The sequence below is a fragment of the Streptomyces mangrovisoli genome (assembly GCF_000974985.2).
Classification (GTDB): domain Bacteria; phylum Actinomycetota; class Actinomycetes; order Streptomycetales; family Streptomycetaceae; genus Streptomyces; species Streptomyces mangrovisoli.
In genome coordinates this window covers 41,874-64,832 of sequence record NZ_LAVA02000014.1, presented here as the reverse complement: position 1 = coordinate 64,832, position 22,959 = coordinate 41,874, and the positions used below count along the sequence as shown (strand labels likewise).

The window sequence follows — 22,959 nt, the reverse complement described above, 5'->3', positions numbered from 1 at the left end:
GGGGTGCGGCGGGAGGTGGGGGAAGTGGCCGGGGAGGTGGGGGAATGGGCGGAGGTGACAGGGGGGACAGGGGTGACGGTGGTGACGGGAGGGTGGTCGTGCGGGGTGGTGCGGGCCATGCCGCGCCTCCTGTTGGTGACGTGCCGTAGCCGTGCGGGCTCATTGCGCCACCACATCTAGCATTGGTCTAAACCAGTAGGGAAGAGCGGTCGGGCGGTTCGGCCGAAAGCGGCCCGCACGCACCGGAGTTCAGAGCGCGCCGTAGAGGGCGTCGACAAGCGCCGACTTACGGGGATCGTCGGCGATATGCGGCCCCATCCGGTTCATCACATACCCCAGTGAGACGCCCGCCTCCGGGTCGGCGAGACCGCAGGAGCCGCCGAAGCCGTCATGTCCGAAAGCCTTCGGGTTGGGTCCGTACGAGCCCTCCGCGCCGCTCAGCCACACCCCGAGCGCGATCTCCGTGTCATGGCCGAGCCCCGCCCCGAGCACCAGGTCCCGGCAGCGTCCCTGTCCCTCGCGCACCCGCTCGGCCGCCTGCGGCGACAGCACCCGGCGGCCGCCGTGGCTGCCGCGGCCCGCGAAGACGCCGTAGAGCGCGGCCACCGCCCGCGCGGTGCCGTGTCCGTTGGCCGCGGGGATCTCGGCGGCCCGCCACTGCGGGGTGTTCGCCTCGGCCGCGCCGGCGAGCGGATTGGCCAGCGCGGCGATCGCCATGGGTGTCAACCGGCCGAGGACCGAGCCCTGTTCGGCGCTCGCGACGGCCGGTGCGTGCACCAGCTCGGCCGCCCGCCCGGACTCCTTCTCCGGCAGGCCGATGGTGAAGTCGATGCCCAGCGGCCCGGTCACCTCCTGCTCCAGCAGCGCCCCCGGCAGCATCCCCGAGACCCGCCGGACCACCTCGCCGACCAGGAAGCCGTAGGTCAGGGCGTGGTAGCCGGAGACGGTCCCGGGCTCCCACCAGGGCTCGGTCGCGGCCAGCCGCCCGGTCGTCGACTCCCAGTCGTACAGCTGCTCCAGCGCGTGCGGCTGCCGCAGTCCGCACAACCCGGCGCGGTGCGACAGCAGATGGCGTACGAGGACGTGCTCCTTGCCCGCGGCGGCGAACTCCGGCCAGTACGCGGCCACCGGGGCGTCGAGGTCCAACAGCCCGCGGTCGGCGAGGAGATGGGCGCACAGTGCGGTCGGGCCCTTCGTGGTGGACCAGACGTTGACCACCGTGTCCCGCTCCCAGGGGCGGGTGCGGGCGGGGTCGGCCCAGCCGCCCCAGAGGTCGACGACACTCTCCCCGCCGACCGTGACGCTCACCGCCGCGCCGAGTTCGCCGCGGGCGCGGAAGTTCTCCGCGAACGCCTCCCGCACCGCCTCGAATCGCGGATCGCAGTGACCGTGGACCTCCGCGCCGGGCACGGGCGTTGTCTCGGGCATGGGAGTGACCTCCGTCGTCCGCCGGGGCCGGTCCGCGCCGCCGCGGCCGGGATCACCCGAACATACCGACTGGTCGGACAGGGCGGAAGGCCCGCTCGCCGTCCCTCGTCAACCGCCCCCCCGTCCCGCGTCTCCGTCCCCCGCCCGTCCCGCGTCCCTCGGCCGTCCTCGTCCCCCGCCCGTCCCGCCGGTCTCAGGCGTACGCGCGCAGCCAGCGCAGCTTGGTCTGTTCCTGGAACGGGCCGCCGCCCTCGTGGTCGTTGAAGTCGTACACCTCGATCCGCTTGTCCTCGTGCGCCCAGGCGTTGAACGCCGCGAAGACGGTGGACGGCGGGCAGGTCCGGTCCTCCAGCGCGGTGGAGAACAGCGCCGGGGCCCGGCCGCGGGCGGCGAAGTGGACGCCGTCGAAGTAGGACAGGGTGCGCATCACGTCGGCGGTGCGGTCGCGGTGCGTCTGGAGGAACAGGCCGACCTCGCGGTAGGGGTGACGGTCCGTCAGGGTTGTGCCGCGTGGGAAGTCGACCAGGAACGGCACGTCCGGCGCCACCGCCACCAGGTCCGGCACGAGTCCGCCGACGGCGAGCGTGATGCCGCCGCCCTGGCTCGCGCCGAGCGCCACCGTGCGCCGCGCGTCGGTCAGCGGATGGGAACGCGCCGCCTCGATCGCGCGGACGGCGTCCGTGTACACCCGGCGGTAGTAGTAGTTCTCGGGAGCGTCGACGCCCCGGGTCATGAAGCCCGGGTACGCGGGCCCGGCGCCCACCGGGTCCGGGGTGCCGCCCCCGCCGCCCCACGCGCTGCCCTGGCCGCGGGTGTCCATGAGGAAGTGGGCCCGGCCGGTCGACGCCCACAGCAGGTGCTCGTGCGGCAGCCCGCGCCCGCCGCCGTACCCCAGGAACTGCACGACGAGCGGGAGGGGTTCGTCGGCGTCCGCGGGCAGCGTGAGCCAGCCCTTCACCGGATGGCCGCCGTAGCCGGCGAACGTGACGTCGAGGACGCGCACCGTCGACAGGCCCGAGTCGACCGGCTCGAAACGGGCGTCCAGGTCGTGGGTGCGGGCCTCCGCGAGGGTCGCGGCCCAGAAGTCGTCGAAGTCCTCGGGCTCGGCGGACTCGCTGCGGTAGTCGCGCAGTTCGTCGAGCGACAGGTCGAACAGGGCCATCGGCAACCGCCTCGGGGGAGGGGACACGGGACACCGCGCGTCGGACCCGCGGATGATCACACCGTACGTGCGGGATCTTCGGAGCCGCCAGGGGCCCGCCCGCCACGGCGGTGGCCGGATCGGCGGGTCGCGCGCGCCGGGGCACGCGTCGTGCCGCCCGGTCGTGCCCGCGCGCGGCACGTTCCGCCAAGCCGTCCGGGATGTCTCAGGCAGGGCGCCGCGTCGACGTCTCCGGCCCTGCGCCGCGTCAAGGTCTCACGCCCTGCGCCGCGTCAAGGTCTCACGCCTTGCGCCGCGTCCACTCCGGCCCCGTGCGGGCCCAGTCGCGTTCCCACTCCGTCAGCCGGTTGCGCAGGGCGAACCGCCGCACGAGCCCGTGGCCGAGGAGGATCAGCGCCACCATGCCCGCCGCCACGCACGCCCCGATCGTCACGGTGTGCTGCCAGACCGCGGCGTCGCCCGGGGGAGCGGTCACGCTGCGGCCCGCGCCGTCGAGCCAGACGGCCACGGTGTCGCCCTTGCCGCTGCCCGCGGGGACCCGCGCCGTCGTCGTCCGGGTGCCCGTGTCCGGATCGGTCCAGCGCACCAGCGCCAGATAGGAGTGCTCCCGGCCGCCCGCCACCGTCGGCAGCTGGTCCGGCTGGTCGTGGAGTATCTCCGCCGACACCTGGTGCCGGTCGGCCCGCTGGGCCGCGGCGACCGCCTGCGCCCCGTGCCGGGCCCACAGCCCGGCCGCCGCACCGGCGGCCGGGGCGGCCACCAGCAGCAGGACCGCCACCGCGACCGCCGTCCAGGTCTCCACGACATCCGACCTGCGGCGCAGCGGATTGCGCCGCCAGCGCCAGCCGCGCACCCGGGTTCGCATGCCGACCTCCTCGCCGTCACCGGAGCCGGAAGGACCGCGCTCCGGCCGTCACCGGCCGCCGCTCCTCCACGCCGCGCCCGCGCGCGGACGTCCCCACGGATCAGTTACCCCGTGCGGAGGCGCTCGCGCACACTCCCAGCACGATGGCCGGGAACGGTACGGCGCCGCTCGACCCCGGCTGGCGCGCGACCGCAGCGCGCGCTCGCGCGGGGGCGGTCGCGGGCGGCCGGCCTGCGGGCCGATGGCTCCGCGGGCCTGCGGATCTGCGGGTCTGCGGGCCGACGGGTCTGCGGGCCGGTCTCAGCCGAAGCGTTCGATGCGGATCCGGTCGACCGGCTGGCCCGCCGCCACCAGCAGCCGCGAGGCGTGCTCGGCGAAGGCGTTGGAGCCGCACACGTACGCCTCCCACCCGCCGGGCGGCCGCTCGGCGAGCAGCGGCGCGACATGCGCGGCGGCCAGCCGGCCCACCGGCACGCCTTCGGGCGCCCCGCGCGTGAACACGGGCGTCGTCTCGGCGCCGTACTCACGCGCGTAGACGAGCTCCTCCGGCGTGCGCGCCGAGACCAGCAGGCGCAGCGGCACGGTGAGGGCGCGCGCCCGGTGGTGGCGCACCATCGACATCAGCGGTACGACGCCGGACCCGGCCCCCAGCAGCAGCGCGGGCCGGTCACCGGGCCAGGCGAAGAAGCCGCTCGTCGGGCCGCGCACCTCGACCGTGTCCCCGGGCCTGGCCTCCGTGTGGAACCAGCCGGAGACCTCCCCGCCGTCGACATGGTCCAGGGTCAGCTCCACCTGGCCGGATCCGTCGGGCGCGGACGCGATCGAGTAGTGGCGCTGGGCGGTGTAGCCGTCGGGCGCGGTCAGCCGCAGCATCAGGTGCTGCCCCGGCAGATGGCCCGGCCACGCGGGCACCGCGAACCGGAAGGTGGCCGCGCGCGGGGTCTCGCGGCGGATCTCGGTCAGGGTGGCGCGCTGCCACACCGAGGCCTCCTGCTCGGCGACGGCGATGCGGCCCGGCACGGCGAAGCGCGTCGGGGGAGTGAAGACGGCGGTGGTGCCGACGGAGGGGGCGGTGGTTGTGCCGGCGGTGGTGGCGGGGGCGGTCTCAGTCACCGGCGTACCTCTGCTCCTGCCAGGGGTTGCCGCGCTCGTGGTAGCCGTTGCCCTCCCAGAAACCGGGCTCGTCGTGGTCGAGGAGCCGGAGCCCGGCGACCCACTTGACGCTCTTCCAGAAGTACAGGTGCGGCACCAGCAGCCGCGCCGGGCCGCCGTGCTCGGGATCGAGCGGCCGGCCGTCGTACTCCCAGGCGATCCAGGCGCGTCCGCCGGTGACGTCCGCCAGCGGCAGGTTCGCCGTGTAGCCGGTGTGGGAGTACGCCACGACATGGGTCGCCGCCGTATGCGGCCGCACCAGGTCGAGGAAGGAGTCCAGGGACACCCCGGCGAACCGCACCCCGAACTTGGACCAGGAGGTCACGCAGTGGATGTCGCCCTGGTAGCCGGCGGCGGGCAGCGTGTGCGCCTCGTCCCAGTCCCAGGTGTGCGGCGCGTCCACCAGGCCGTCGATCCGGAAGGTCCAGTCGGCGGCGGCGAGGTCGGGGGTGACCTCGGCGGACAGCACGGGCCAGGTGTCGCCCGCGTCGTACTGACCGGGTGGCAGCCCGGCGTTCGCGACGCGTGGACGGCCGGTGAAGCCTCGGGTGACGTTCATGCGGGTGGTGGAGCCTCCGTGCTCGCGCGCCGGCGGCGCGCGTCCGTCCGCCGGACGGGCCGGCGGGATGCGTTACGGGTTCAACCGTACGTCGCCCGGGACGGTGCCCCCGCCACGGGCGTCCGGGGCGGGGCGAGGGCGGGGCGCGGGCGGCAGCCGGCTCGCCGGGAACCCCTCCGACCTGCCCGTTCGTTCCGTCCCGGCGCGCCGGAGCGCGATCATTAAGGCCGTATGAACTTCCCCGTCGTGCGGGAATAGGCCGCCGGGCGCGTGACCTTGGACCTGACGTGCCGGTTCCGGTGGCCCCGCCTCCGGTGCCGCGGCGACTGCGAAGGAGAGTGGGAAACCATGCCGAAGGCGTACGTCTTCACGCGATACGGCGGTCCGGAGACCGAGGAGCTGACCGAGATCGAGCGGCCCGTCCCCGGGCCCGGGGAGATCCTCGTCGCCGTGCGCGCGGCGGGTGTGAACCCCGTCGACTGGAAGCTGCGCACCGGTTTCCGGCGCCCCGGGGACACCGGGGAGCCGCGGTTCCCGCAGGTCCTCGGCAGCGAGGCCGCCGGTGTCGTGGTGGCGGCGGGGCCCGACGTGACCGGTTTCGCGGCCGGTGACGAGGTCTTCGGCAACACGGCGGCCGGGGCGTTCGCGGAGTACGCGCTGCTGTCGGCGCCCGTGACCGCGCACAAGCCCGCCGGGCTGTCCTTCGCGGCCGCGGCCACCCTGCCGGTGGCGGCGGCCACCGCCTACGACGGCGTACGGCAGCTCGACCTGCCCGCCGGCGCGACCCTGCTGATCACCGGCGCGGGCGGCGGGGTCGGCGTCGCGGCCGTGCAGATCGCGCGCGCTCTCGGGCTGCGGGTGGTGGGCGTCGCGAGCGAGGCGAAGCAGGAGCTCGTCGTATCGCTCGGGGCCGAGCACGTGGCGTCCGGGCCGGGCTGGGCCGAGCGGGTGCCGGGTCCCGTCGACGGGGTGTACGACCTCGTCGGCGGCGAGGTGCTGGCCGAGGCGGCGGCCCTGCTCGCCGACCGCTCGAAGCTGATCACGGCCGGGGCGTCGCCCGCGGACGCGGCGGCGCTGGGCGGTGCGCGGGTCGCCCGGGCCCGCACCGCCGAGGTGCTCGACGAGGTGGCGCGGCTCGTCGTGAAGGGCGAGCTGGACCCGCTGGTGACCACGGTCCTCCCGCTGGAGCGGGCGGGCGAGGCGCTGCGCACGGTCGAGGCCGGGCACGCCCGCGGCAAGGTCGTGATCGAGGTCGCCGCATGAGCGAGAGCCGCGTGGAGGCCCCGCACGTTCTGGACCGTCCCGCGCTGGCGGCGCTGACCGGCCCGCACGCGCACTTCGCCGAGTGGCACGGCCGGCTGGTGCGGTATCCGGTCGAGGTGACGCCGTGGCTGGCGCTGCCCGACGACCCCGGTCCGGACGACTGGGCCGACCTCGCGGCGCTCGCCGGTCCGGGCGGGGAGGTCCCGCTGCTCGGCTACCGGGGTCCGCTGCCCGACGGCTGGGAGTTCGTCTTCTCGGTGGAGGGCGTGCAGCTCGTCGACGAGGGGATGGAGGCCGTGCCGGACCCGGAGGCGGTCGTGCTCGGGCCGGCCGACGTGCCCGAGATGCTCGACCTGGTCGAGCGGACCCGGCCGGGGCCGTTCCTGCCGCGGACCGTCGAGCTCGGCACGTATCTGGGGCTGCGGCGGGACGGTGCGCTGATCGCCATGGCGGGGGAGCGGCTGCATCCGCCGGGGTGGACGGAGATCAGCGCGGTCTGCACGGACCCGGCGTACCGCGGCGAGGGGCTCGCCACGCGGCTGATCCGCGCGGTCGCGCATGGCGTCCGGGCGCGGGGGGAGACGCCGTTCCTGCACACGGGGGCGGCCAACGCGGGTGCGATCCGGCTGTACGAGTCGCTGGGGTTCCGGCTGCGTCGCCGGACGGCGTTCAACTCGGTGCGCCCTCCGGGCGGGGCGGGTGGGGTGGCCGGAGCGGGGGCCCTTGCCGGGCGGGGCGGGGTGGCTGGGCCCTGAGCGAGCCCTCGCCCCGGCGGGGGGCTGATCGCGCAGTTCCCCGCGCCCCTGGAGGCGCCTCCGGCCGGTCGTCGTCCGGCGACCGCCGGCCGGGGCTGGTCGCGCAGTTCCCCGCGCCCCTGAGGTGAGCTGGGTGGCGCCCCGCCAGGGGCGCGGGGAACTGCGCGCATCAGTGCCACCGGGGCGCGGCTTTCAAGCGACGGCCGGAGGCGCCCTGTCAGGGGCGCGGGGAACTGCGCGCATCAGTGCCACCGGGCCGCGGGGAACTGCGCGAGTCCGTGCCGCCGGGGCGTCGCTTCAGACCGCAGCCGGAGGCGTTCACGCGTTGTAGCGGGTCAGGTAGGTCGCGAAGCGGGTCAGGTCCTCCGGCGGCCAGCCGGACAGGCGTTCCCGGAACGCCGCCCGGCGGCTGTCGTGGACCTGGGAGAGGATCTCCCGGCCGGCCTCCGTGAGGTCCAGCACCTGGACGCGGTGGTCGTCCGGGTCCACCCGCCGCGCGACCAGCCCCGCCCGCTCCAGCGCGGCGACCTGCCGGCTGACCGTCGACTTGTCGAGGGCGTAGTGCGCGGCCAGGTCCGTCGCCCGGCAGCCGCCCCGCTCCTCCAGATGCCCGAGCAGCGTGTACGACACCAGCGACAGCTCCGGATGCATCCGCCCCGCCGACGCGCGGGCCCGCCGCGCGAAGACCGTCATCTCGCGCTGGATGGTCTCGATCGCCGTCTCCGCCGCCGTCACGGGCACCCCTTCCGCTCGGCCGTGAATCCGGTTGCAGAATACAACTTGCCGGGCCGTACGGCCGCTGGGGTATGTTGACCTCCGGCCGCGGGATCGACCCCGGCCCGGTCCGGCCGAGGAGGTGAGACCCATTACCGCTGTGTCAGTACGGGTGCTCTCCCCTCGAGTCCGCGCGGACCACCGGCCGTAGCCCGGCCGCGCGAGCGCCCTTCGCCCTTCGAAAGGCTCTCGGCCTCCATGACCTCCCTGCCCTCCCTTCCGCCCGCCGACGTCGTCACCGCGCTGCGCGCCGCCGGCTGCGTCTTCGCCGAGGACGAGGCGGAGTTGCTCGTCGCGGCCGCCCGCGACCCGCGTGAACTCGCCGCCCTGGTTACCCGGCGCGTCGCCGGCGAACCCCTCGAACTCGTCCTCGGCTGGGCCGAGTTCCACGGGCTGCGGGTGACCGTCGCGCCCGGCGTCTTCGTCCCGCGCCGCCGTACCGAGTTCCTCGTCGAGCAGGCGCTCGCGGGCGCGCCCGGTGCGTCCGTGGTCGTCGACCTGTGCTGCGGCTCCGGCGCGGTCGGCGCCGCGCTGGCCGCCTCGCTCGGCCCGGTCGAACTGCACTGCGCCGACATCGACCCGGCCGCCGTACGCTGCGCCGCCCGCAACGTCGCCGCCGCCGGCGGCCGGGTGTACGAGGGCGACCTCTACGCCGCGCTGCCCGAGCGGCTGCGCGGCCGCATCGACGTCCTCGCCGCGAACGTGCCGTACGTCCCCACCGGCGAGGTTCCCCTGCTGCCCGCGGAGGCGCGCGACCACGAACCGCTGGTCGCCCTCGACGGCGGCACCGACGGCCTGGACGTGCTGCGCCGGGTCGCGGACGCGGCCCCCGGCTGGCTCGCGCCGGGCGGCCTGCTGCTGATCGAGACGAGCGAGCGGCAGGCGCCGCGGGCCGTCGACGTCTTCACCCGGGCCGGGCTGGCGACCCGGCTCGCGGTGTCCGAGGAGTGGTACGCCCACGTGGTGATCGGCGCCAGGGGCTGACCCGGGACCGGGGCCGGGAGGAGGACCGGGGCCGGTGCCCCGGCCGACGCTCCCCGGAGCCCCGGTCCCCAAGGTGTGCGGGGCACTCCGTCGGTTCGGTCGTGTTCGGTCCGCGGCGGCGTGGGGGTCGGTCGCGCAGTTTCCCGCGCCCCTTGCGGGGCACGGTCGGCGCGGGCAGGGGAGAGCCGGTCCGGTGTCAGGTGCCCTCGCCGCTCTCCGACGGGCTCGGCGAGGGCTGCTGCGACCGGTCCCCGCGGTCCCACGGTCCGTGGCCGCCGCCGAACGGGCGCTGTCCGTCGCCGGGCCCGCTGCTGCTGCCGCCGCCCGGCCGGTTGCCGGTGAAGTCGCCCTCCACCGCGGTCGTCGCCGTCCGCGTGTCGCCGCTGCGGGTGCCGACGAGCAGGACGGTGTCGCCCTTCGCGAGCGCGCTCGCCCCGGACGAGGACGAGTCGTTCTTGCGCACGGAGACGCCGGAGCCGACCGTCCACGTCCACTGGGCGCCGTCGTCGCTCTTCACCGTGACCTGGTCGCCGCTGATCTGCTGCACGGTGCCGCGCTGCCAGATCCGTACGACGTACTTGCCGGTGCTCTGGTCCTTGACGGTGGCCTCGCCGTGCACACCGTCCCCGACGGCTCCGAACCCGAACCAGGAACCGGGCCCGTGGCCGTCGCGGCCCGGTCCGCCCTGTGACGGGGACCCGGAGGGCGAGGCGGCCGCGGCGGGCACGCCGTCGGCGCCCGACTTCGCGGAGGTGGCGGCGTAGGCCACGGTGCCGCCCGCGGCCAGCGCGACCACGGCGGCCGCCACCGTCAGGGCCCGCGCCCGGCCGGACTGCCGCTCCCAGCGGCTGCGCAGCGCGGCACCGAGGGGCTCCCGGTCCGCGCCCGGCGCGGCGAGCACCTCCCACTCGGCCTGCGGCGGATGCGGGGGCACAGGGGGAGGCGGGGGTGCGCCGTCCGGCATCCAGGGCGACGGTTCGCGGTCCGCCGCGCCCGCGGAGCCCTGCTCCGGCGGGCGTCCGGCGTCCGGATGCCGGGGTTCCTGATGCCGGGGTTCCGGATCGCTGTCGCGGTCCGGTCGGTGCTGGTCCGGGTCGTGCGTCACGGGTCGCTCCCCTCGCCGGCGACGTGCGGGATCCCCGAGGCACGCCTTGCTGCGATTGTCGGACGGCGGCGATAAGGGCCAGGTAACGAAGACCTGTGAATCGGCGTGATCAGGGCAGTTGCTGAACCTGCGCGATCAGCAGGGCGACATCGTCGTGGTTGTCCGGTTCGTGCAGCGTGCGCAGCAGCAGGTCGCAGATCTCCTCGAGCCCTCGGGCGGGCCCTTCGAGCAGCGACAGCAGCCGGTCCAGGCGCTCGTCCAGCGGGTCCCGGCGCGTCTCCACCAGCCCGTCGGTGTAGAAGACCAGCCGGTCGCCGGGGACGACGTCCACGGTGGTGGTGGAGAAGGCGACCCCGCCCACGCCGAGCGGCGCCCCCGTGGGCAGGTCGAGCAGCTCCGGCGGCCGCCCCGGGCGGATGCGGACCGGCGGCAGATGCCCGGCGTTGGCGATCCTGCACCGGCCCAGATGCGGATCGTGGACGGCGTACACGCACGTGGCGATGGACTGGTCGAGGCCGGAGGTGATCCGGTCCAGGTGCGCCAGGACCGCGTCCGGCTCCAGGTCGAGCGCGGCCAGCGTGGTCGTCGCGGTGCGCAGCCGCCCCATGGCGGCGGCCGCGTCGATGCCGCTGCCCATCACATCGCCCACCACCAGCGCGGTCTTGTCGGCCTCCAGCGGGATCACGTCGAACCAGTCGCCGCCCACCTCGGTGGTGGCCCCGGCGGGCTGGTAGCGGAAGGCGACCTCCAGGCCCTTGGTCTCCGGAGGGCGGCCGGGCAGCAGGCTGCGCTGGAGGGTGAGGGCGGTGGTGCGGGCGCTCTGGTACCAGCGGGCGTTGTCGATCTGCACCGCCGCGCGGGCCGCCAGCTCCCGGGCGAGCAGCAGGTCGTCGTCGCTGAACGGCCGGGGGTCGCGGGTCCGCCGCAGGTCCAGCGCGCCCAGCACCTCGCCGCGCGCGATGAGCGGTACGGCCAGATAGGAGTGCACCCGGGGGTCGGCGGGCGGCCCGTCGGCCCCGGGGGAGCGGGCGATACGGGACAGGTCCCGCTTCCGCACCCGCCGGACCACCACCGGACTGCCGGTGCGTACGCACTCGGTGACCGCGTGCTCGGGGGCGTACCGGGCCACCGGGCCGGGGGCGCCGGTGCGTCCGGGCCCGCCCGCGGTGCCCGAGGCGTCGGTGCCGTCCGTGTGCCCCGCCCCGCCCCCGGCGCCCCTCGCGTCGGTGGTGTCCTCCTTGCTGCCCGCCGCGCCGCGGGCGCCGGTCTCGGCTGCCCCGTCCGCCGAGTCCTCCGTGTCCGTTCCCCACCCCCGGACCGCCAGCGTCCGTACCGCCGCCGGTTCGCCCGGGCCCAGTACGCTGCGGCGGCCGTTCACCACCGCCTCCAGCAGGTCGACGGATGCGATGTCGGCGAGTTCGGGCACGGCCACCTCCGCCAGTTCGCGGGCGGTGCGGTTCAGTTCCAGGGTGGTGCCGATGCGGGCGGAGGCGTCGGCTATGAGCGCCAGCCGGCGGCGCGCCGCCTCGGCCTCGGCGTTCGCCCGGTGCTGCTCGGTGACGTCCACGACCGAGACGGCCACGCCCAGGACCGTCCCCGTGGCGTCCTCCAGCCGGTACAGCGACACCGACCAGGCGTGGTCCACCTCGGGGTCGGCCGGGGTGCGGCCCACCGCGGAGAGGTCGACGGCCGGGAAGCCCGTGCGCAGCACCTCGCGGGCCGCCGCTCTCAGCCCGCGGGTGTCGAGCCCCGGCAGGACCTCGCGCACCTTCCGCCCCAGGTGGTCCCGGGCCGGGATGCCGTTGATCCGTTCCAGCGCCGGATTGACCGACACGTACCGCAGGCCGGTGTCCAGCACGGCGAGACCGATCGGGGACTGCGACACGATCCGGGCCGACAGGGCCACGTCGCGCTCCAGCCGGCGGACCGTCTCCTGGTCGGCGCAGAGCCCGAGGGCGTACGTCTCGCCCTGGTCGTCGAGGAGGCGCATGTTGCGGAACTCGACCAGCCGCGTCGAACCGTCCCGGTGCCGGATCGGGAAGGCCCCGGCCCAGCTCTGGCCGGTCTCCATGACGTCCGCGAACAGCTTCACGACCAGGTCGTGGTGGATCTCGTGGATCATCAGCCGGGCCGCGTACGCGCCCAGCGCCTCATGGGCCGGGTAGCCGAACAGCTCCTCCGCCTGCGGGCTCCAGAGCACGATCCGGCCCGCGGTGTCGACCACCACCGAGGCCATGCCCAGCTCGTCCAGCAGCCCGCTGGGTCCCACCGGCCCCCGCGCCGGCTCGCCGTTCCCGGTCGCCGGAGTCTCGGCTGACGTCATGGCACGCACCGCCTTCGAGCGTTCGTACGGCACGCCGTCCCCCATGCCGACTGCCCCAGTTCTACCGTGCCCACCCCGAGATCTCCGAGGCGGCGCCCTGTTTCTCCACCTTCCCTCTCCACCCGGGGTGCGTCCGGCGGGGCGCCGACCCGCCGGTGGTGCTTTGCTGAAGGGGGTGGGTGGGGTGCTGTTTCGCGGGTACCCCGTGTCCACCGCGGTGCGGTACGGAAGGAGCGATCATGACTGGGCAACGGCACGCTCACGAGGAGTCCGTCTCGGTGGAGATCAGCGGGTGCTCGAAGGAGGACGCCCGGGTCGTCTTCGACACGCTGTGCGAGTGCTTCGAGTCCGACCGGTGCGCGGAGGACGTGCCACAGCAGATCCACGAGGTGCGCCCCATGGTGTGGCTCGGTACGTTCGACGTCGCGGACGTGCGCCGGGGCAGCCACCGGGCGCGGCTCACCGGCCCGGTCACGGCCGACGTGCAGGGCGGCTACTGGGCGATCGAACGGTTCCGTACGACCCTGGACTCCCTGTTCACGGTCCACGACCTGAGCACGGCCTCGGGCGACCAGGAGCGCGAGATGAACCTGCGCCTGGAGAGCCGGCCGGTGGCCGTGAGCGGCTGACGGCCGGGCCCCGGAACTCCCCGAGCTTCCCGGCGCCCCCGGGCCCGGAGCTCTCCGGGTCCCGGCGGCCCCTGTGGCGGCGGACGAGGCGGCCTCGCGCGACGACCCCGTTATGCAACTAGTTGCATAACGGGGTCGCGGTCCTCTACAAATGAGGCACTGCATCCGCGCACGGAGGGCCCCCATGAGCCGCTACCCCCACCTGCTGAGCCCGCTCGACCTGGGCTTCACCACGCTGCCCAACCGCGTCCTCATGGGCTCCATGCACGTCGGACTGGAGGAGGCCGAGCGCGGTTTCGAGCGCATGGCGGAGTTCTACGCCGCCCGCGCCCGCGGCGGTGTCGGCCTGATCGTCACCGGCGGCATCGCGCCGAACGACGAGGGCCGCCCCTACCCCGGCGGCGCCAAGCTCACCACCGACGCGGAGGCCGAGGAGCACCGGCGGATCACGGACGCCGTGCACCGCGAGGGCGGCCGTATCGCGATGCAGATCCTGCACTTCGGGCGCTACGCCTACCACCAGGACCTGGTCGCGCCCAGCGCGCTCCAGGCCCCCATCAGCCCCTTCCCGCCCCGCGCGCTGACCGACGCCGAGGTCGAGCGCACGATCGACGACTACGCCCGCGCCGCCCGCCTGGCCCGCCAGGCCGGCTACGACGGCGTGGAGATCATGGGCTCCGAGGGCTACCTCATCAACGAGTTCATCGCCGCGCAGACCAACCACCGCGAGGACCGCTGGGGCGGCTCGTACGAGAACCGGATGCGCTTCCCCGTGGAGATCGTCCGCCGCGTGCGCGAGGCGGTCGGCACGGACTTCATCATCATCTACCGGCTGTCGATGCTGGACCTGGTGCCCGGCGGCTCCACCCTCGACGAGGTGATCACCCTCGCCAAGGCCGTCGAGGAGGCCGGAGCCACGATCATCAACACCGGCATCGGCTGGCACGAGGCGCGCATCCCCACCATCGCCACCTCCGTGCCGCGCGGCGCCTACACCTGGGTCACCAAGCGGCTGATGGGCGAGGTGTCCGTCCCGCTCGTCACCACCAACCGCATCAACACCCCGGAGGTCGCCGAGGAGTTGCTCGCGGACGGCAGCGCGGACATGGTCTCGATGGCCCGCCCGATGCTCGCCGACCCCGACTTCGTCGCGAAGGCGGCGGCCGGGCGTCCGCAGGCCATCAACACCTGCATCGGCTGCAACCAGGCCTGTCTCGACCACACCTTCAGCGGCCAGATCACCTCCTGCCTGGTCAACCCGCGCGCCTGCCACGAGACCGAGCTGGTGCTCGCGCCGACGCGGCGCCGCAAGCGCGTCGCCGTGGTCGGCGCCGGTCCGGCCGGGCTCGCGTGCGCCGTCTCCGCCGCCGAACGCGGCCACGACGTCACGCTGTTCGACGCCGCCTCCGCGATCGGCGGCCAGCTCAACGTGGCCCGGAAGGTCCCCGGAAAGCAGGAGTTCGACGAGACGCTGCGCTACTTCGGCCACCGCCTCGCCGAGGAGGCCGTCGACATACGGCTCGACACCCGGGTCGCGGCGGCGGACCTGGCCGACTACGACGAGGTCGTCGTCGCCACCGGCGTCACCCCGCGCACCCCCGAGATCCCGGGCGTCGACCACCCGAGCGTCGTCGGCTACCTCGACGTGCTGCGCGACGGCGCCCCGGTCGGCGACCGGGTCGCGATCCTCGGCGCGGGCGGCATCGGCTTCGACGTCGCCGAGTTCCTCACCGACAGCGGCGACAAGGCGAGCGAGGACCCGCGGGCGTACTTCCGCGCCTGGGGCGTCGACATGGACTACGCGGGCCCCGGCGGTCTCGCCGCGCCCGAACGGCCCGCCCCGCCGCGCTCGGTGCACCTGCTCCAGCGCAAGACCTCCAAGGTCGGCGCCGGCCTCGGCAAGACCACCGGCTGGATCCACCGCACCGAACTCAAGCACCGCGGCGTCACCATGGTCCCGGGCGTGACCTACGACCGGATCGACGACGCCGGCCTGCATGTCACCGTCGGCGAGACCAGCACGGTCCTGGAGGTCGACACCATCGTGCTGTGCACCGGCCAGGACCCGCGCCGCGACCTGTACGAGGAGCTGCTCGCCGCCGGGCGCACCCCGCACCTCATCGGCGGCGCCGACGTGGCGGCCGAACTCGACGCCAAGCGCGCCATCAAGCAGGGCACGGAACTCGCGGCCGCGCTGTGACGGGCGGACCAGGACGGGACGGGACGACGCGACGAGCGCACGCGACGACAACAGCACGGGTCGCGGGCAGGGGACGAGAGCACGGGCGGTGTTTCTAGGATGAGCGCATGTCACTCCCGCACGCGATCCTGACCGCCCTGCTCGAACGGCCGTCGTCGGGCCTGGATCTGACGCGCCGCTTCGACCGGTCGATCGGCTATTTCTGGTCCGCGACGCACCAGCAGATCTACCGCGAGCTGGGACGGCTGGAGGCCGACGGCCACATCCGCGCGCTGCCGGCCGAGGTGCCGGCCCGCGGGCAGAAGAAGAGTTACGAGGTGCTGCCCGCGGGGCGCGCGGAACTGGCCCGCTGGACCGCCGCCCCGCAGGAGCCCAAGCCGCACCGCGACGCGCTGCTGCTGCGGCTGCGCGCCGCGGCGGTCGTCGGCACGGACGGTCTCAAGGGCGAACTCGCCCGCTATCTGGACCTGCACGAGCGGCAGTTGGGGGAGTACCGGGAGATCGAGAAGCGCGACTTCCCGCCGGAGCGGGACAGCGCCGAGGACCGGCTGCGGCATCTCGTGCTGCGCGCCGGGATCGACCTGGAGACCTTCTGGACGCAGTGGCTCACGCACGCCCTGGCGGAGTTCGACCGGCTGCCCTGAGAACGAGCCGCCCCGCGGGGCGGCTCGCGCCGGGCCCGCGCGGCCGCCGTCGTCCGTCTCGACTCAAACCGGTACGGCCGCCGTCGTCCGTCTCGCCTCACAACCGGTACGGCCTCCGTCGTCTGCGCAGGAACCAGGCGCCCGCGATCACCCCGGTGCCTACCAGCGCCGCTCCCACGCCCAGGGTGACCGGGCCGTAGTCCCTGGTGGCGCCGCCGAGACCGCCCATCACGCCGTTCGACGGCGAGGACGTGGCGGAGACGGTCGGGGTCGTGGCGGCGGAGACGATGACGGACTGGCTGCCCGCGCTGCTGCCGCTGGAGCACATCACGATGACGGTGTACGTCCCCGGCGACACGTTCGACCAGGCCGCCGACTGGCTGACGCTGGTGCCGGACAGCGCCACCTGCCGGCCCTGGGAGAAGCTCGTCTGGTTGCTGCCGAGCAGCGAGGCGGTGCCCCAACTGCCGTTGATCTGCGAGCAGGCGCTGGTCACCACGGACACGGTGGACCCGGTGGTGGCCACCGAGATCCCGGAGACAGCGGCGGCGGTACCGGCGGCGAAGGTGCCGAGTGGCAGAGCGGCGGCGGCTGCCACGGTCAGGCCGGACTTGACGAGAAGCTGGCGTGTGCGCATGTGGACTGCCTTCCGGCGGCACGGTTGGCGGAACATCCCTAGCGCCGCCGAGGGTCGGGAAACGCCCGCGCTGCCTCAGGGAAAGCCAACGTGCCCCGGGGTGGGCCCGCATGCGGACGGCCCCCGGTCAGGTGACGGATTCGTTCGTACGGTGGCGGCGTCGGCCCGGCGTCGGTGCCGTCCCCCGTCTCCCGCCCCCGCCGTCACCCGCTCCCGGCCCCCGTCGTCACCCGCAGCTCCGGCGAGAACCCGCCCCAGGTGCCGTCCGGCAGCCGTGCCCGCAGCCTGACGCGGTGGGTCCGCCCGGCCTCCCGCCCGATGTAGAAGCTGTAGCGGGCCCGGCCGGACGGCGGGGTGCCGCCCCACTCCAGCGAGGTCGCCGTACGCCCGTCGAGCCGGATCTCGTACGACGTGATCGTCCCGCCCACGTCCGGCGGGACCCAGGACAGGTCGAGGTAGTACGCGCTGCCGGAGCGGTGGGACGCGGCGCGGAAGGCGGTCGGGGCGGTGGCGCCGCCGTCGGCGCCGCCCGGGGTGGTCAGGCGCAGCGCGGTGCTGGGCGGCGAGACGTTGCCTGCGGCGTCGCGGGCCCGGACCGCGAAGGTGTACGCCGTGCCCGGCCGCAGCCCGGTCAGCACCGCCTCGGTGGCCGAGGCCGAGACGCTGTGGATCTTGATGCCGCCCTGTTCGACGTCGTACGACACCACCGCCCGGTCGTCGCTCGCCGCGGTCCAGGTGAGCCGTACCGCGCGGCTGCCCAGCCCGGTGCCGCGCAGCCGTCCGGGGCGGGTCGGCGCCGTGTGGTCCTCGGCGGCCGCGGCGGGGGTGCGCGCCCACGTGGCCGCGCCGGGCGGCCCGAGCCGGCCGTCGGCGTCCCGGGCCCGGACGGTGAAGGTGTAGCGGGTGCCCGGCGTGAGCCGGACGACGTCCACCATGTGCTCGGGCGCCGCGACCTCGCGCACCGCGCGGGCGTCGCGGTAGACGACGTACGTGATGCCGTGGCCCTGCGTCGGCGCGTTCCACATCACGTGCACGCTGGTGGCGCTGCCCGCCACCGCGGTGACCTGCGTGGGCGCCGCCGGCAGCGGGCCGTCCGCCGCACCGCCGAGCGCGCCGAACTCCCGGAACCCGAAGACGAGCGCCACGCTGAGCAGGGCCACCACGATCAGCGTGCCGCTCACCACGAGCGACTCGGCGCGGCGGCGTCGGGGACCGGGAGCTGCGAGGACGGCGAGCTGCTGGCGCACGGTACGGCCTCCCCGGACGCTCCCGCGGACTTGGTCTGAACCAATTCGGAACCACTATGGCGCGAGCGTCATGGCCCCATCAAGAGGGCCGTTGGTGGTCGTCGGGAACCATTACGTATGCTGTGAGCTCTCTCGGCCGAAGTCCCCTGTAGGGGAAGGGGAGTTCGGATCGTGTGGCGCGGGCCGCTGTCGTCGCTGTCCCCGCGCCGGCGCGGGCGGCCGGGGGGACCCGGGCCGGTTCAGGCCCGGGACCCCGGCCCCTGCCGGGCCGTTCACGGGGAGCCGGGCTCCGCCAAAGGGGGCCGATGGTGCGCCGTCCGGCCTCCAGTGGTGGCCGTACGGGCCCGCCGGCACCAGATTGGGCCGCGTGTCTCCATGTCCCCCACGAGAGGCTCCCCCATCGTGCGTGTCCAGTCGCTGACGCTGGTCGCGGCCAGCGCCGCCCTGCTCGCCCCCACCGCGGTGCCCGCCGCCTCGGCCGCCGCCCGTCCCGGCGCGCGGCCGGCCGCCCGGCAGGAGGGCGGCGTGAGCGCCGCCGACCTGCTGGACAGGGTGCGGGACTGCGTCCCCGTCTCCCACGGCAACTACCGCACCGACGACGGCGTCCCCGCCACCGTCCCGGTCTGCGGCACCACCGACGCCGTCTTCTGGAAGGCCGACCTCGACATCGACTGCGACGGCAGGCAGGGCGCGCAGTGCAATCCGCGCACCGACCCGCTGTACTCGCCGATGACCGCCTTCACCCAGTCCGACGGCCGCTATCTGGACCCCGAACGACTGCCGTACATCGTCGTCCCCGCGCCGAGCGGCATCTTCGACTACCGCGCCTACGGCGTGCGCGGCGGCACGGTGGCCGCGGTCGTCTACCAGGGGCGGGTGCAGTACGCCGTCGTCGGCGACACCGGCCCGCAGGACATCATCGGCGAGGCGTCGTACGCCACCGCCACGGGACTCGGCATCCGCGCCGACCCCAAGGGCGGCGGCACCCCCTCCGGCGTCACCTACATCGTCTTCCGCGACTCCCGCGTCCAGCCGATCGAGGATCACGCGGAGGCGGTGTCGCGGGGCGAGGAACTGGCGCGGGCCTTCGTGGCCGGGACCGGCTGAGGCGCCGGGCCGGGCGGCCGGGTGTGTGCCCGGCCGCCCGGCCCGCCGCCGACGGGTGGCCGGGTCAGACCGCGGACCATCCGTTGTCCACCGGCAGGATCGCGCCGTTGATGTTGCTCGACGCGTCCGAGGCGAGGAAGAGGATCGCGGCGGCCTGCTCCTCCGGCTGCGAGACGCGCCCCACGTTGCCGAAGTAGGGGCCGAGCGCCGCCGGGCCGTGGGCGCCGTTCTCCAGGTCGACCGCGATGCCGGTCGCGGTGCCGCCCGGCGCGATGGCGTTGGCGCGTATGCCCTGGTTGCGGTACATGACGGCCAGGGACTTCGTCAGGCCCACGACACCGTGCTTGGAGGCCGTGTACGCGGCGCCCGCCGCGCTGCCCCGGAACCCGGCCTCGGAGGCGGTGTTCACGATCGAGCCCCGGCCGGCCTCCAGCATGTGCGGCAGCACCGCGCGGGTGAGCAGGAAGGGGGCGGTCAGGTTGACGCGGATGACCCGCTCCCACTCCGCGTCGCTGACGTCCGCCACCGCGGACATCCGGTCCATGATCCCGGCGTTGTTCACCAGGACGTCCACGCCGCCGAACCGCTCCACCGCGGTCGCGACCACCTGGTCCACCACGGCCTGGTCGCTCAGGTCGCCGCCCACGGCCACGGCCGTGCCGCCCTGCTCCTCGATCTCCTTGACGACGGCCTCGGCGCCGTCCGCGTTGAGGTCCGCGAGCACGACCTTCGCGCCCTCCGCGGCGAAGGCCAGGGCCGCGGCGCGCCCGATGCCCGACCCCGCGCCGGTGACGACGACGCTCCGTCCGTCGAGTCCGCTGGCCATGTGGTGCTCCTGTCTGTGCGGTCGATACGGGGCGCTGCGCCCCGGTGCGGCACCACCCTACGACTTAATGTCGCCGAGTGACATTAAATTGCGCGGCCGATTTTCGCCCCTGTCGAGATCCGTCGTGGAGAATTCCCGTGGAAGCAGCCACCGGAGCCGGAGCGAGATCCATGACGACGACCCGCGGACGTACCGGACGACCGCCGCTGAGCGAGGAGCGCAAGGCGGAGATCCGGCTGGAGATCGCCCGCGCCGCCGTCGGGCTGTTCGCCGAGCAGGGGGTCGCCGCGACCACCGGAGAGCAGATCGGGCAGGCCGTCGGCATCTCCGCGCGGACGCTGTGGCGCTACTTCCCGAGCAAGGAGAGCTGCGTGTCCCCGCTGTTCTCGGCCGGTATCGACGCGATCGCCGCCGCGCTGCGGCAGTCGCGGCCGGGGCAGCCGCTGCAGGAGGTGTTCGAGCGGGGCGTGCCCACGGACGACCGCTTCGTGGCCGGGCCGACCCGCGACACCGTCGGCGCGCTGGTCCGGCTGACCCGCACCGAGCCGGGCCTGCGCGCGGTCTGGCTCCAGTCCTACGACGAGGCCGAGCCCGCGTTCGCCCGCGCCCTGGCCGAACGCGAGGGGCTGCCGGCCGACGACCTGCGGCCCGCGATCCGGGCCGCGATGTTCAACGCGGCCCTGCGCGCCGCCGTCGAGCACTACGCCTGGCACACGGCGCGCGAGGTCACCGACGCGGAGACGGCGGAGGCGGAACTGGCGGCGACGTTCCGCACGGCGCTGGCGGTGGCGGCGCAAGGGGTGGGCTGAGCGGGTGGCCCTGCGGGCGGCTCTTGGGGTGTGCGGTGCGGGTCCGTGGCGGTTGCTCGCGCAGTTCCTCGCGCCCCTTGGGGGTTGGGCCGGTGCCCCGTCAGGGGCGCGGGGAACTGCGCGCTCGGCCCCCACCGGCCGGCAGTCGGGGTTGTGGTGCGTTGTGCTCCCGTGCGGGTCCGTCGTGGTTGCTCGCGCAGTTCCTCGCGCCCCTTGGGGATTGCTGGGCCAGGGTTCCCGGAGGGGTCGGTCGGGCCTGACCCGTTCACACCTTCCGGTAGTCGTACGCCTCCCGCGCCGCCGCCTCCACCGTCGCGAGGTCCGCGCCCGTGGCCGCCGTGACCACCGCCGCGACCGCGCCCTCCACGAAGGGCGCGTCCACCAGGCGGGTGTCCGCCGGGAGTTCGTCGCCCTCGGCGAGCAGCGCCTTCACCGTGAGCACCGCGCTGCCGAGGTCGGTGAGCACGGCCACACCCGCCCCCCGGTCCACGGAATGCGCGGCGGCGGCGATCAGTTCGGCGCTGGTGCCGAACCCGCCGCCCTCGGTGCCCCCGGCCGCGGCGACCGGCACCGCCGTGCCGCCGCCCGCGAGCCCCTTCGCCAACGCCGCGACCGACGACGCCACTTCGGCGCTGTGCGACACCAGCACGACCCCGACCGCCTTGCCGTCACCCACCGTTCGCCCCCGCCTCGACGAGCCCGGCGATCAGCAGCGCCGACGAGGTGGCGCCGGGGTCCTGGTGCCCGATGCTGCGCTCGCCGAGATAGCTCGCCCTGCCCTTGCGGGCCTGCAGGGGCGTGGTCGCGAGCGCGCCCTCCGTCGCGGCGGACGCGGCCGCCGCGAAGCCGTCGCCGAGCGCGTCCACCGCCGGCACCAGCGCGTCGATCATGGTCTTGTCGCCGGGCGCGGCCCCGCCCAGCGCCATGACCGCGTCCACCCCCGCCCGCAGGGCGTCGGCCAGTTGGTCCTCGCCGACCTCCGCCGCCTCGCCGAGCGCCTTGCCGGTACGGCGCAGCAGCGTGCCGTACAGCGGACCGGAGGCCCCGCCGACGGTGGAGATCAACTGACGTCCGGCGAGGGTGAGTACGGCACCGGGCGTGTCGGGCGACTCCTTCTCCAGCGTGGTCGCCACGGCGCGGAACCCGCGCTGGAGGTTGCTGCCGTGGTCCGCGTCCCCGATCGGCGAGTCGAGGGCGGTGAGATGGTCCGCCTCGCGGTCCACGGCGGCGGCGGTCGCCGTCATCCAGCGGCGGAAGAAGTCGGCGTCGAGCACGGGATCTCCTTGCGTGGTAGGGATGTCGACCGCTCGCGCGTCCGCCTGCTCAGACGCCCCAGCGCAGCGCCGCGGTGTTCACCGGCGCGTCCCACAGCCGCAGCAGCTCCTCGTCGATCTGGCACAGCGTCACGGAGGCGCCGGCCATGTCGAGGGAGGTGACGTAGTTGCCGACCAGCGTGCGGGCCACGGCGACGCCGCGCTCGCGCAGCACCCGCTGCACCTCCGCGTTGAAGCCGTACAGCTCCAACAGCGGTGTCGCGCCCATGCCGTTGACGAGGACGAGCACGGGGTTGCGCGGGGTCATGTCGTCGAGGATCGCGTGCACCGCGAAGTCGGCGATCTCGCCGGAGGTCATCATGGCCCGCCGCTCCCGGCCCGGCTCGCCGTGGATGCCGATGCCCAACTCCAGCTCCCCGGCGGGCAGATCGAAGGTCGGGCTGCCCTTGGCCGGGGTGGTGCAGGCGGTGAGGGCGACGCCGAAACTGCGCGCGTTCTCGTTGACCTGCCGGCCGATCGCCTCCACCCGCTCCAGCGGCTGCCCCTCGTCGGCGGCGGCGCCCGCGATCTTCTCCACGAACAAAGTGGCGCCGGTGCCGCGCCGCCCCGCGGTGTAGAGACTGTCGGTGACCGCGACGTCGTCGTTGACGAGAACCTTCGCGACCTGGATGCCCTCGTCCTCGGCCAGCTCGGCCGCCATGTCGAAGTTCAGCACGTCGCCGGTGTAGTTCTTCACGATGAACAGCACCCCGGCGCCGCTGTTCACGGCCGCGGCGGCCCGCAGCATCTGATCCGGGACGGGGGAGGTGAACACCTCGCCCGGACAGGCCGCCGACAACATGCCGGGGCCGACGAATCCGCCGTGCAACGGCTCGTGCCCGGAGCCGCCGCCGGAGACGAGCGCGACCTTCCCGGCCACCGGGGCGTCGCGTCGCACGATCACCCGGTTCTCGACGTCGACGGCCAGCTCGGGATGGGCCTCTGCCATGCCCCGCAGCGCGTCCGCGACGACGGTCTCAGCGACGTTGATGAGCATCTTCATGTCTACCTCCGGGGAGTGACACGCGGACCGCGGTCCCGGCGGCCCACCCTCCGAAGTATCCGCGTTCACGGGGCGAAGGTCACGTGTACGACGTTCTCTCCTGCCCCACGGCACCCGCCCGGCGGCGCCGCGGGCGCGGGCGCCGCTACTGCACATGCCCTCCCCGCCGTCCCC

The 22,959-nt window shown here is 74.9% G+C and carries 22 protein-coding genes; 8 read left to right on the top strand and 14 right to left on the bottom strand.

What is annotated here, in order from left to right; genetic code table 11:
* Positions 1-249: 249 nt before the first annotated feature.
* The 5 genes from WN71_RS06710 to WN71_RS06690 all read right to left on the bottom strand — a co-directional run bounded on the left by WN71_RS06710 (position 250) and on the right by WN71_RS06690 (position 5,166).
* Positions 250-1,428 (bottom strand): serine hydrolase domain-containing protein, encoded by a 1,179-nt coding sequence (locus tag WN71_RS06710; RefSeq protein WP_046592482.1) that lies wholly within the window; start codon positions 1,426-1,428, stop codon positions 250-252.
* Between the two features lie 193 nt (positions 1,429-1,621).
* Entirely contained in the window at positions 1,622-2,590 is a 969-nt protein-coding gene (locus WN71_RS06705; RefSeq protein ID WP_046592483.1) for an acetylxylan esterase, read from the bottom strand.
* A gap of 280 nt (positions 2,591-2,870) precedes the next feature.
* Positions 2,871-3,455 carry an Rv1733c family protein gene (locus tag WN71_RS06700; RefSeq protein ID WP_046592484.1) on the bottom strand — a complete coding sequence of 195 codons (585 nt, stop codon included), beginning with the start codon at positions 3,453-3,455 and terminating at the stop codon, positions 2,871-2,873.
* A 300-nt stretch (positions 3,456-3,755) separates the two neighbouring features.
* Positions 3,756-4,568, bottom strand: a complete 813-nt coding sequence (locus WN71_RS06695) for a ferredoxin reductase (protein ID WP_079177690.1) — start codon at positions 4,566-4,568, stop codon at positions 3,756-3,758.
* Positions 4,561-5,166, bottom strand: coding sequence for a sulfite oxidase-like oxidoreductase (locus WN71_RS06690; protein ID WP_046592485.1), 606 nt, complete (start codon positions 5,164-5,166; stop codon positions 4,561-4,563). The genes WN71_RS06695 and WN71_RS06690 overlap by 8 nt, the downstream gene beginning before the upstream one ends.
* 348 nt (positions 5,167-5,514) lie before the next feature.
* Here WN71_RS06690 and WN71_RS06685 point away from each other — a divergent pair, with 348 nt between their 5' ends.
* Positions 5,515-6,429 (top strand): NADP-dependent oxidoreductase, encoded by a 915-nt coding sequence (locus tag WN71_RS06685; protein ID WP_046592486.1) that lies wholly within the window; start codon positions 5,515-5,517, stop codon positions 6,427-6,429.
* Positions 6,426-7,184 carry a GNAT family N-acetyltransferase gene (locus WN71_RS06680; protein WP_079177689.1) on the top strand — a complete coding sequence of 253 codons (759 nt, stop codon included), beginning with the start codon at positions 6,426-6,428 and terminating at the stop codon, positions 7,182-7,184. The genes WN71_RS06685 and WN71_RS06680 overlap by 4 nt, the downstream gene beginning before the upstream one ends.
* Before the next feature lie 318 nt (positions 7,185-7,502).
* On the opposite strand, the gene WN71_RS06675 is transcribed toward WN71_RS06680, so the two are convergent.
* Positions 7,503-7,877 carry a MarR family winged helix-turn-helix transcriptional regulator gene (locus WN71_RS06675; protein WP_107469580.1) on the bottom strand — a complete coding sequence of 125 codons (375 nt, stop codon included), beginning with the start codon at positions 7,875-7,877 and terminating at the stop codon, positions 7,503-7,505.
* Positions 7,878-8,156: 279 nt separating this feature from the next.
* Between WN71_RS06675 and WN71_RS06670 the strand changes: the two genes are divergently transcribed.
* A complete protein-coding gene (locus WN71_RS06670) occupies positions 8,157-8,942 on the top strand; it encodes a putative protein N(5)-glutamine methyltransferase (protein WP_046592487.1) in 786 nt (261 codons plus the stop codon).
* A 196-nt stretch (positions 8,943-9,138) separates the two neighbouring features.
* On the opposite strand, the gene WN71_RS06665 is transcribed toward WN71_RS06670, so the two are convergent.
* Both WN71_RS06665 and WN71_RS42550 read right to left on the bottom strand, forming a co-directional pair.
* A complete protein-coding gene (locus WN71_RS06665) occupies positions 9,139-10,047 on the bottom strand; it encodes a hypothetical protein (RefSeq protein ID WP_240529578.1) in 909 nt (302 codons plus the stop codon).
* Positions 10,048-10,156: 109 nt separating this feature from the next.
* The gene (locus tag WN71_RS42550) at positions 10,157-12,370 is read right to left on the bottom strand and encodes a SpoIIE family protein phosphatase (protein ID WP_240529577.1); all 2,214 of its coding nucleotides are present in this window, start codon (positions 12,368-12,370) and stop codon (positions 10,157-10,159) included.
* A 239-nt stretch (positions 12,371-12,609) separates the two neighbouring features.
* Here WN71_RS42550 and WN71_RS06650 point away from each other — a divergent pair, with 239 nt between their 5' ends.
* The 3 genes from WN71_RS06650 (at position 12,610) to WN71_RS06640 (ending at position 15,843) form a co-directional block, all read left to right on the top strand.
* Positions 12,610-12,999 (top strand): hypothetical protein, encoded by a 390-nt coding sequence (locus WN71_RS06650; RefSeq protein WP_046592488.1) that lies wholly within the window; start codon positions 12,610-12,612, stop codon positions 12,997-12,999.
* A 184-nt stretch (positions 13,000-13,183) separates the two neighbouring features.
* On the top strand, positions 13,184-15,199 hold the full coding sequence (locus tag WN71_RS06645; protein WP_046585510.1) for an NADPH-dependent 2,4-dienoyl-CoA reductase: 2,016 nt from the start codon (positions 13,184-13,186) through the stop codon (positions 15,197-15,199).
* A 107-nt stretch (positions 15,200-15,306) separates the two neighbouring features.
* Positions 15,307-15,843, top strand: a complete 537-nt coding sequence (locus tag WN71_RS06640) for a PadR family transcriptional regulator (RefSeq protein ID WP_046585507.1) — start codon at positions 15,307-15,309, stop codon at positions 15,841-15,843.
* A 97-nt stretch (positions 15,844-15,940) separates the two neighbouring features.
* Here WN71_RS06640 and WN71_RS06635 read toward each other — a convergent pair whose 3' ends face one another.
* Together WN71_RS06635 and WN71_RS06630 are read right to left on the bottom strand one after the other, a co-directional pair.
* The gene (locus tag WN71_RS06635; protein ID WP_046585505.1) at positions 15,941-16,480 is read right to left on the bottom strand and encodes a hypothetical protein; all 540 of its coding nucleotides are present in this window, start codon (positions 16,478-16,480) and stop codon (positions 15,941-15,943) included.
* 203 nt (positions 16,481-16,683) lie between these two features.
* A complete protein-coding gene (locus tag WN71_RS06630) occupies positions 16,684-17,640 on the bottom strand; it encodes a fibronectin type III domain-containing protein (RefSeq protein ID WP_420856467.1) in 957 nt (318 codons plus the stop codon).
* 489 nt (positions 17,641-18,129) lie between these two features.
* Between WN71_RS06630 and WN71_RS06625 the strand changes: the two genes are divergently transcribed.
* Positions 18,130-18,834: a glycoside hydrolase family 75 protein gene (locus tag WN71_RS06625; RefSeq protein WP_046585503.1), complete on the top strand. Its 705-nt coding sequence runs from the start codon at positions 18,130-18,132 to the stop codon at positions 18,832-18,834.
* 64 nt (positions 18,835-18,898) lie between these two features.
* Here the strand turns inward: WN71_RS06625 and WN71_RS06620 are convergent, their stop codons facing one another.
* Complete coding sequence (locus WN71_RS06620) at positions 18,899-19,660, bottom strand: SDR family NAD(P)-dependent oxidoreductase (RefSeq protein WP_046585502.1); 762 nt, start codon at positions 19,658-19,660, stop codon at positions 18,899-18,901.
* A 170-nt stretch (positions 19,661-19,830) separates the two neighbouring features.
* Between WN71_RS06620 and WN71_RS06615 the strand changes: the two genes are divergently transcribed.
* Positions 19,831-20,469: a TetR/AcrR family transcriptional regulator gene (locus tag WN71_RS06615; RefSeq protein ID WP_046585499.1), complete on the top strand. Its 639-nt coding sequence runs from the start codon at positions 19,831-19,833 to the stop codon at positions 20,467-20,469.
* Between the two features lie 265 nt (positions 20,470-20,734).
* Here the strand turns inward: WN71_RS06615 and WN71_RS43180 are convergent, their stop codons facing one another.
* From WN71_RS43180 to dhaK, 3 genes are read right to left on the bottom strand one after another with little or no spacing between them, the layout of a single operon-like run.
* Complete coding sequence (locus WN71_RS43180; protein ID WP_046585498.1) at positions 20,735-21,145, bottom strand: PTS-dependent dihydroxyacetone kinase phosphotransferase subunit DhaM; 411 nt, start codon at positions 21,143-21,145, stop codon at positions 20,735-20,737.
* Positions 21,138-21,743, bottom strand: coding sequence for a dihydroxyacetone kinase subunit DhaL (gene dhaL / locus WN71_RS06605; protein WP_046585496.1), 606 nt, complete (start codon positions 21,741-21,743; stop codon positions 21,138-21,140). Before dhaL ends, WN71_RS43180 begins: the two co-directional genes overlap by 8 nt.
* 49 nt (positions 21,744-21,792) lie before the next feature.
* Positions 21,793-22,785 (bottom strand): dihydroxyacetone kinase subunit DhaK, encoded by a 993-nt coding sequence (gene dhaK / locus WN71_RS06600; RefSeq protein WP_046585493.1) that lies wholly within the window; start codon positions 22,783-22,785, stop codon positions 21,793-21,795.
* Positions 22,786-22,959 lie beyond the last annotated feature (174 nt).

Bases quoted from the DNA above. Each gene is read 5' to 3' on its own strand.
- dhaK (WP_046585493.1), bottom strand. From the start codon at position 22,785: ATGAAGATGCTCATCAACGTCGCTGAGACCGTCGTCGCGGACGCGCTG.
- WN71_RS42550 (WP_240529577.1), bottom strand. From the start codon at position 12,370: ATGACGTCAGCCGAGACTCCGGCGACCGGGAACGGCGAGCCGGCGCGG.
- WN71_RS06680 (WP_079177689.1), top strand. From the start codon at position 6,426: ATGAGCGAGAGCCGCGTGGAGGCCCCGCACGTTCTGGACCGTCCCGCG.
- WN71_RS06615 (WP_046585499.1), top strand. From the start codon at position 19,831: ATGACGACGACCCGCGGACGTACCGGACGACCGCCGCTGAGCGAGGAG.
- WN71_RS06675 (WP_107469580.1), bottom strand. From the start codon at position 7,877: ATGACGGTCTTCGCGCGGCGGGCCCGCGCGTCGGCGGGGCGGATGCAT.
- WN71_RS06670 (WP_046592487.1), top strand. From the start codon at position 8,157: ATGACCTCCCTGCCCTCCCTTCCGCCCGCCGACGTCGTCACCGCGCTG.
- WN71_RS06620 (WP_046585502.1), bottom strand. From the start codon at position 19,660: ATGGCCAGCGGACTCGACGGACGGAGCGTCGTCGTCACCGGCGCGGGG.
- WN71_RS06690 (WP_046592485.1), bottom strand. From the start codon at position 5,166: ATGAACGTCACCCGAGGCTTCACCGGCCGTCCACGCGTCGCGAACGCC.
- WN71_RS06710 (WP_046592482.1), bottom strand. From the start codon at position 1,428: ATGCCCGAGACAACGCCCGTGCCCGGCGCGGAGGTCCACGGTCACTGC.
- WN71_RS06685 (WP_046592486.1), top strand. From the start codon at position 5,515: ATGCCGAAGGCGTACGTCTTCACGCGATACGGCGGTCCGGAGACCGAG.
- WN71_RS06705 (WP_046592483.1), bottom strand. From the start codon at position 2,590: ATGGCCCTGTTCGACCTGTCGCTCGACGAACTGCGCGACTACCGCAGC.
- WN71_RS06645 (WP_046585510.1), top strand. From the start codon at position 13,184: ATGAGCCGCTACCCCCACCTGCTGAGCCCGCTCGACCTGGGCTTCACC.
- WN71_RS06640 (WP_046585507.1), top strand. From the start codon at position 15,307: ATGTCACTCCCGCACGCGATCCTGACCGCCCTGCTCGAACGGCCGTCG.
- WN71_RS06700 (WP_046592484.1), bottom strand. From the start codon at position 3,455: ATGCGAACCCGGGTGCGCGGCTGGCGCTGGCGGCGCAATCCGCTGCGC.
- WN71_RS06650 (WP_046592488.1), top strand. From the start codon at position 12,610: ATGACTGGGCAACGGCACGCTCACGAGGAGTCCGTCTCGGTGGAGATC.
- WN71_RS06635 (WP_046585505.1), bottom strand. From the start codon at position 16,480: ATGCGCACACGCCAGCTTCTCGTCAAGTCCGGCCTGACCGTGGCAGCC.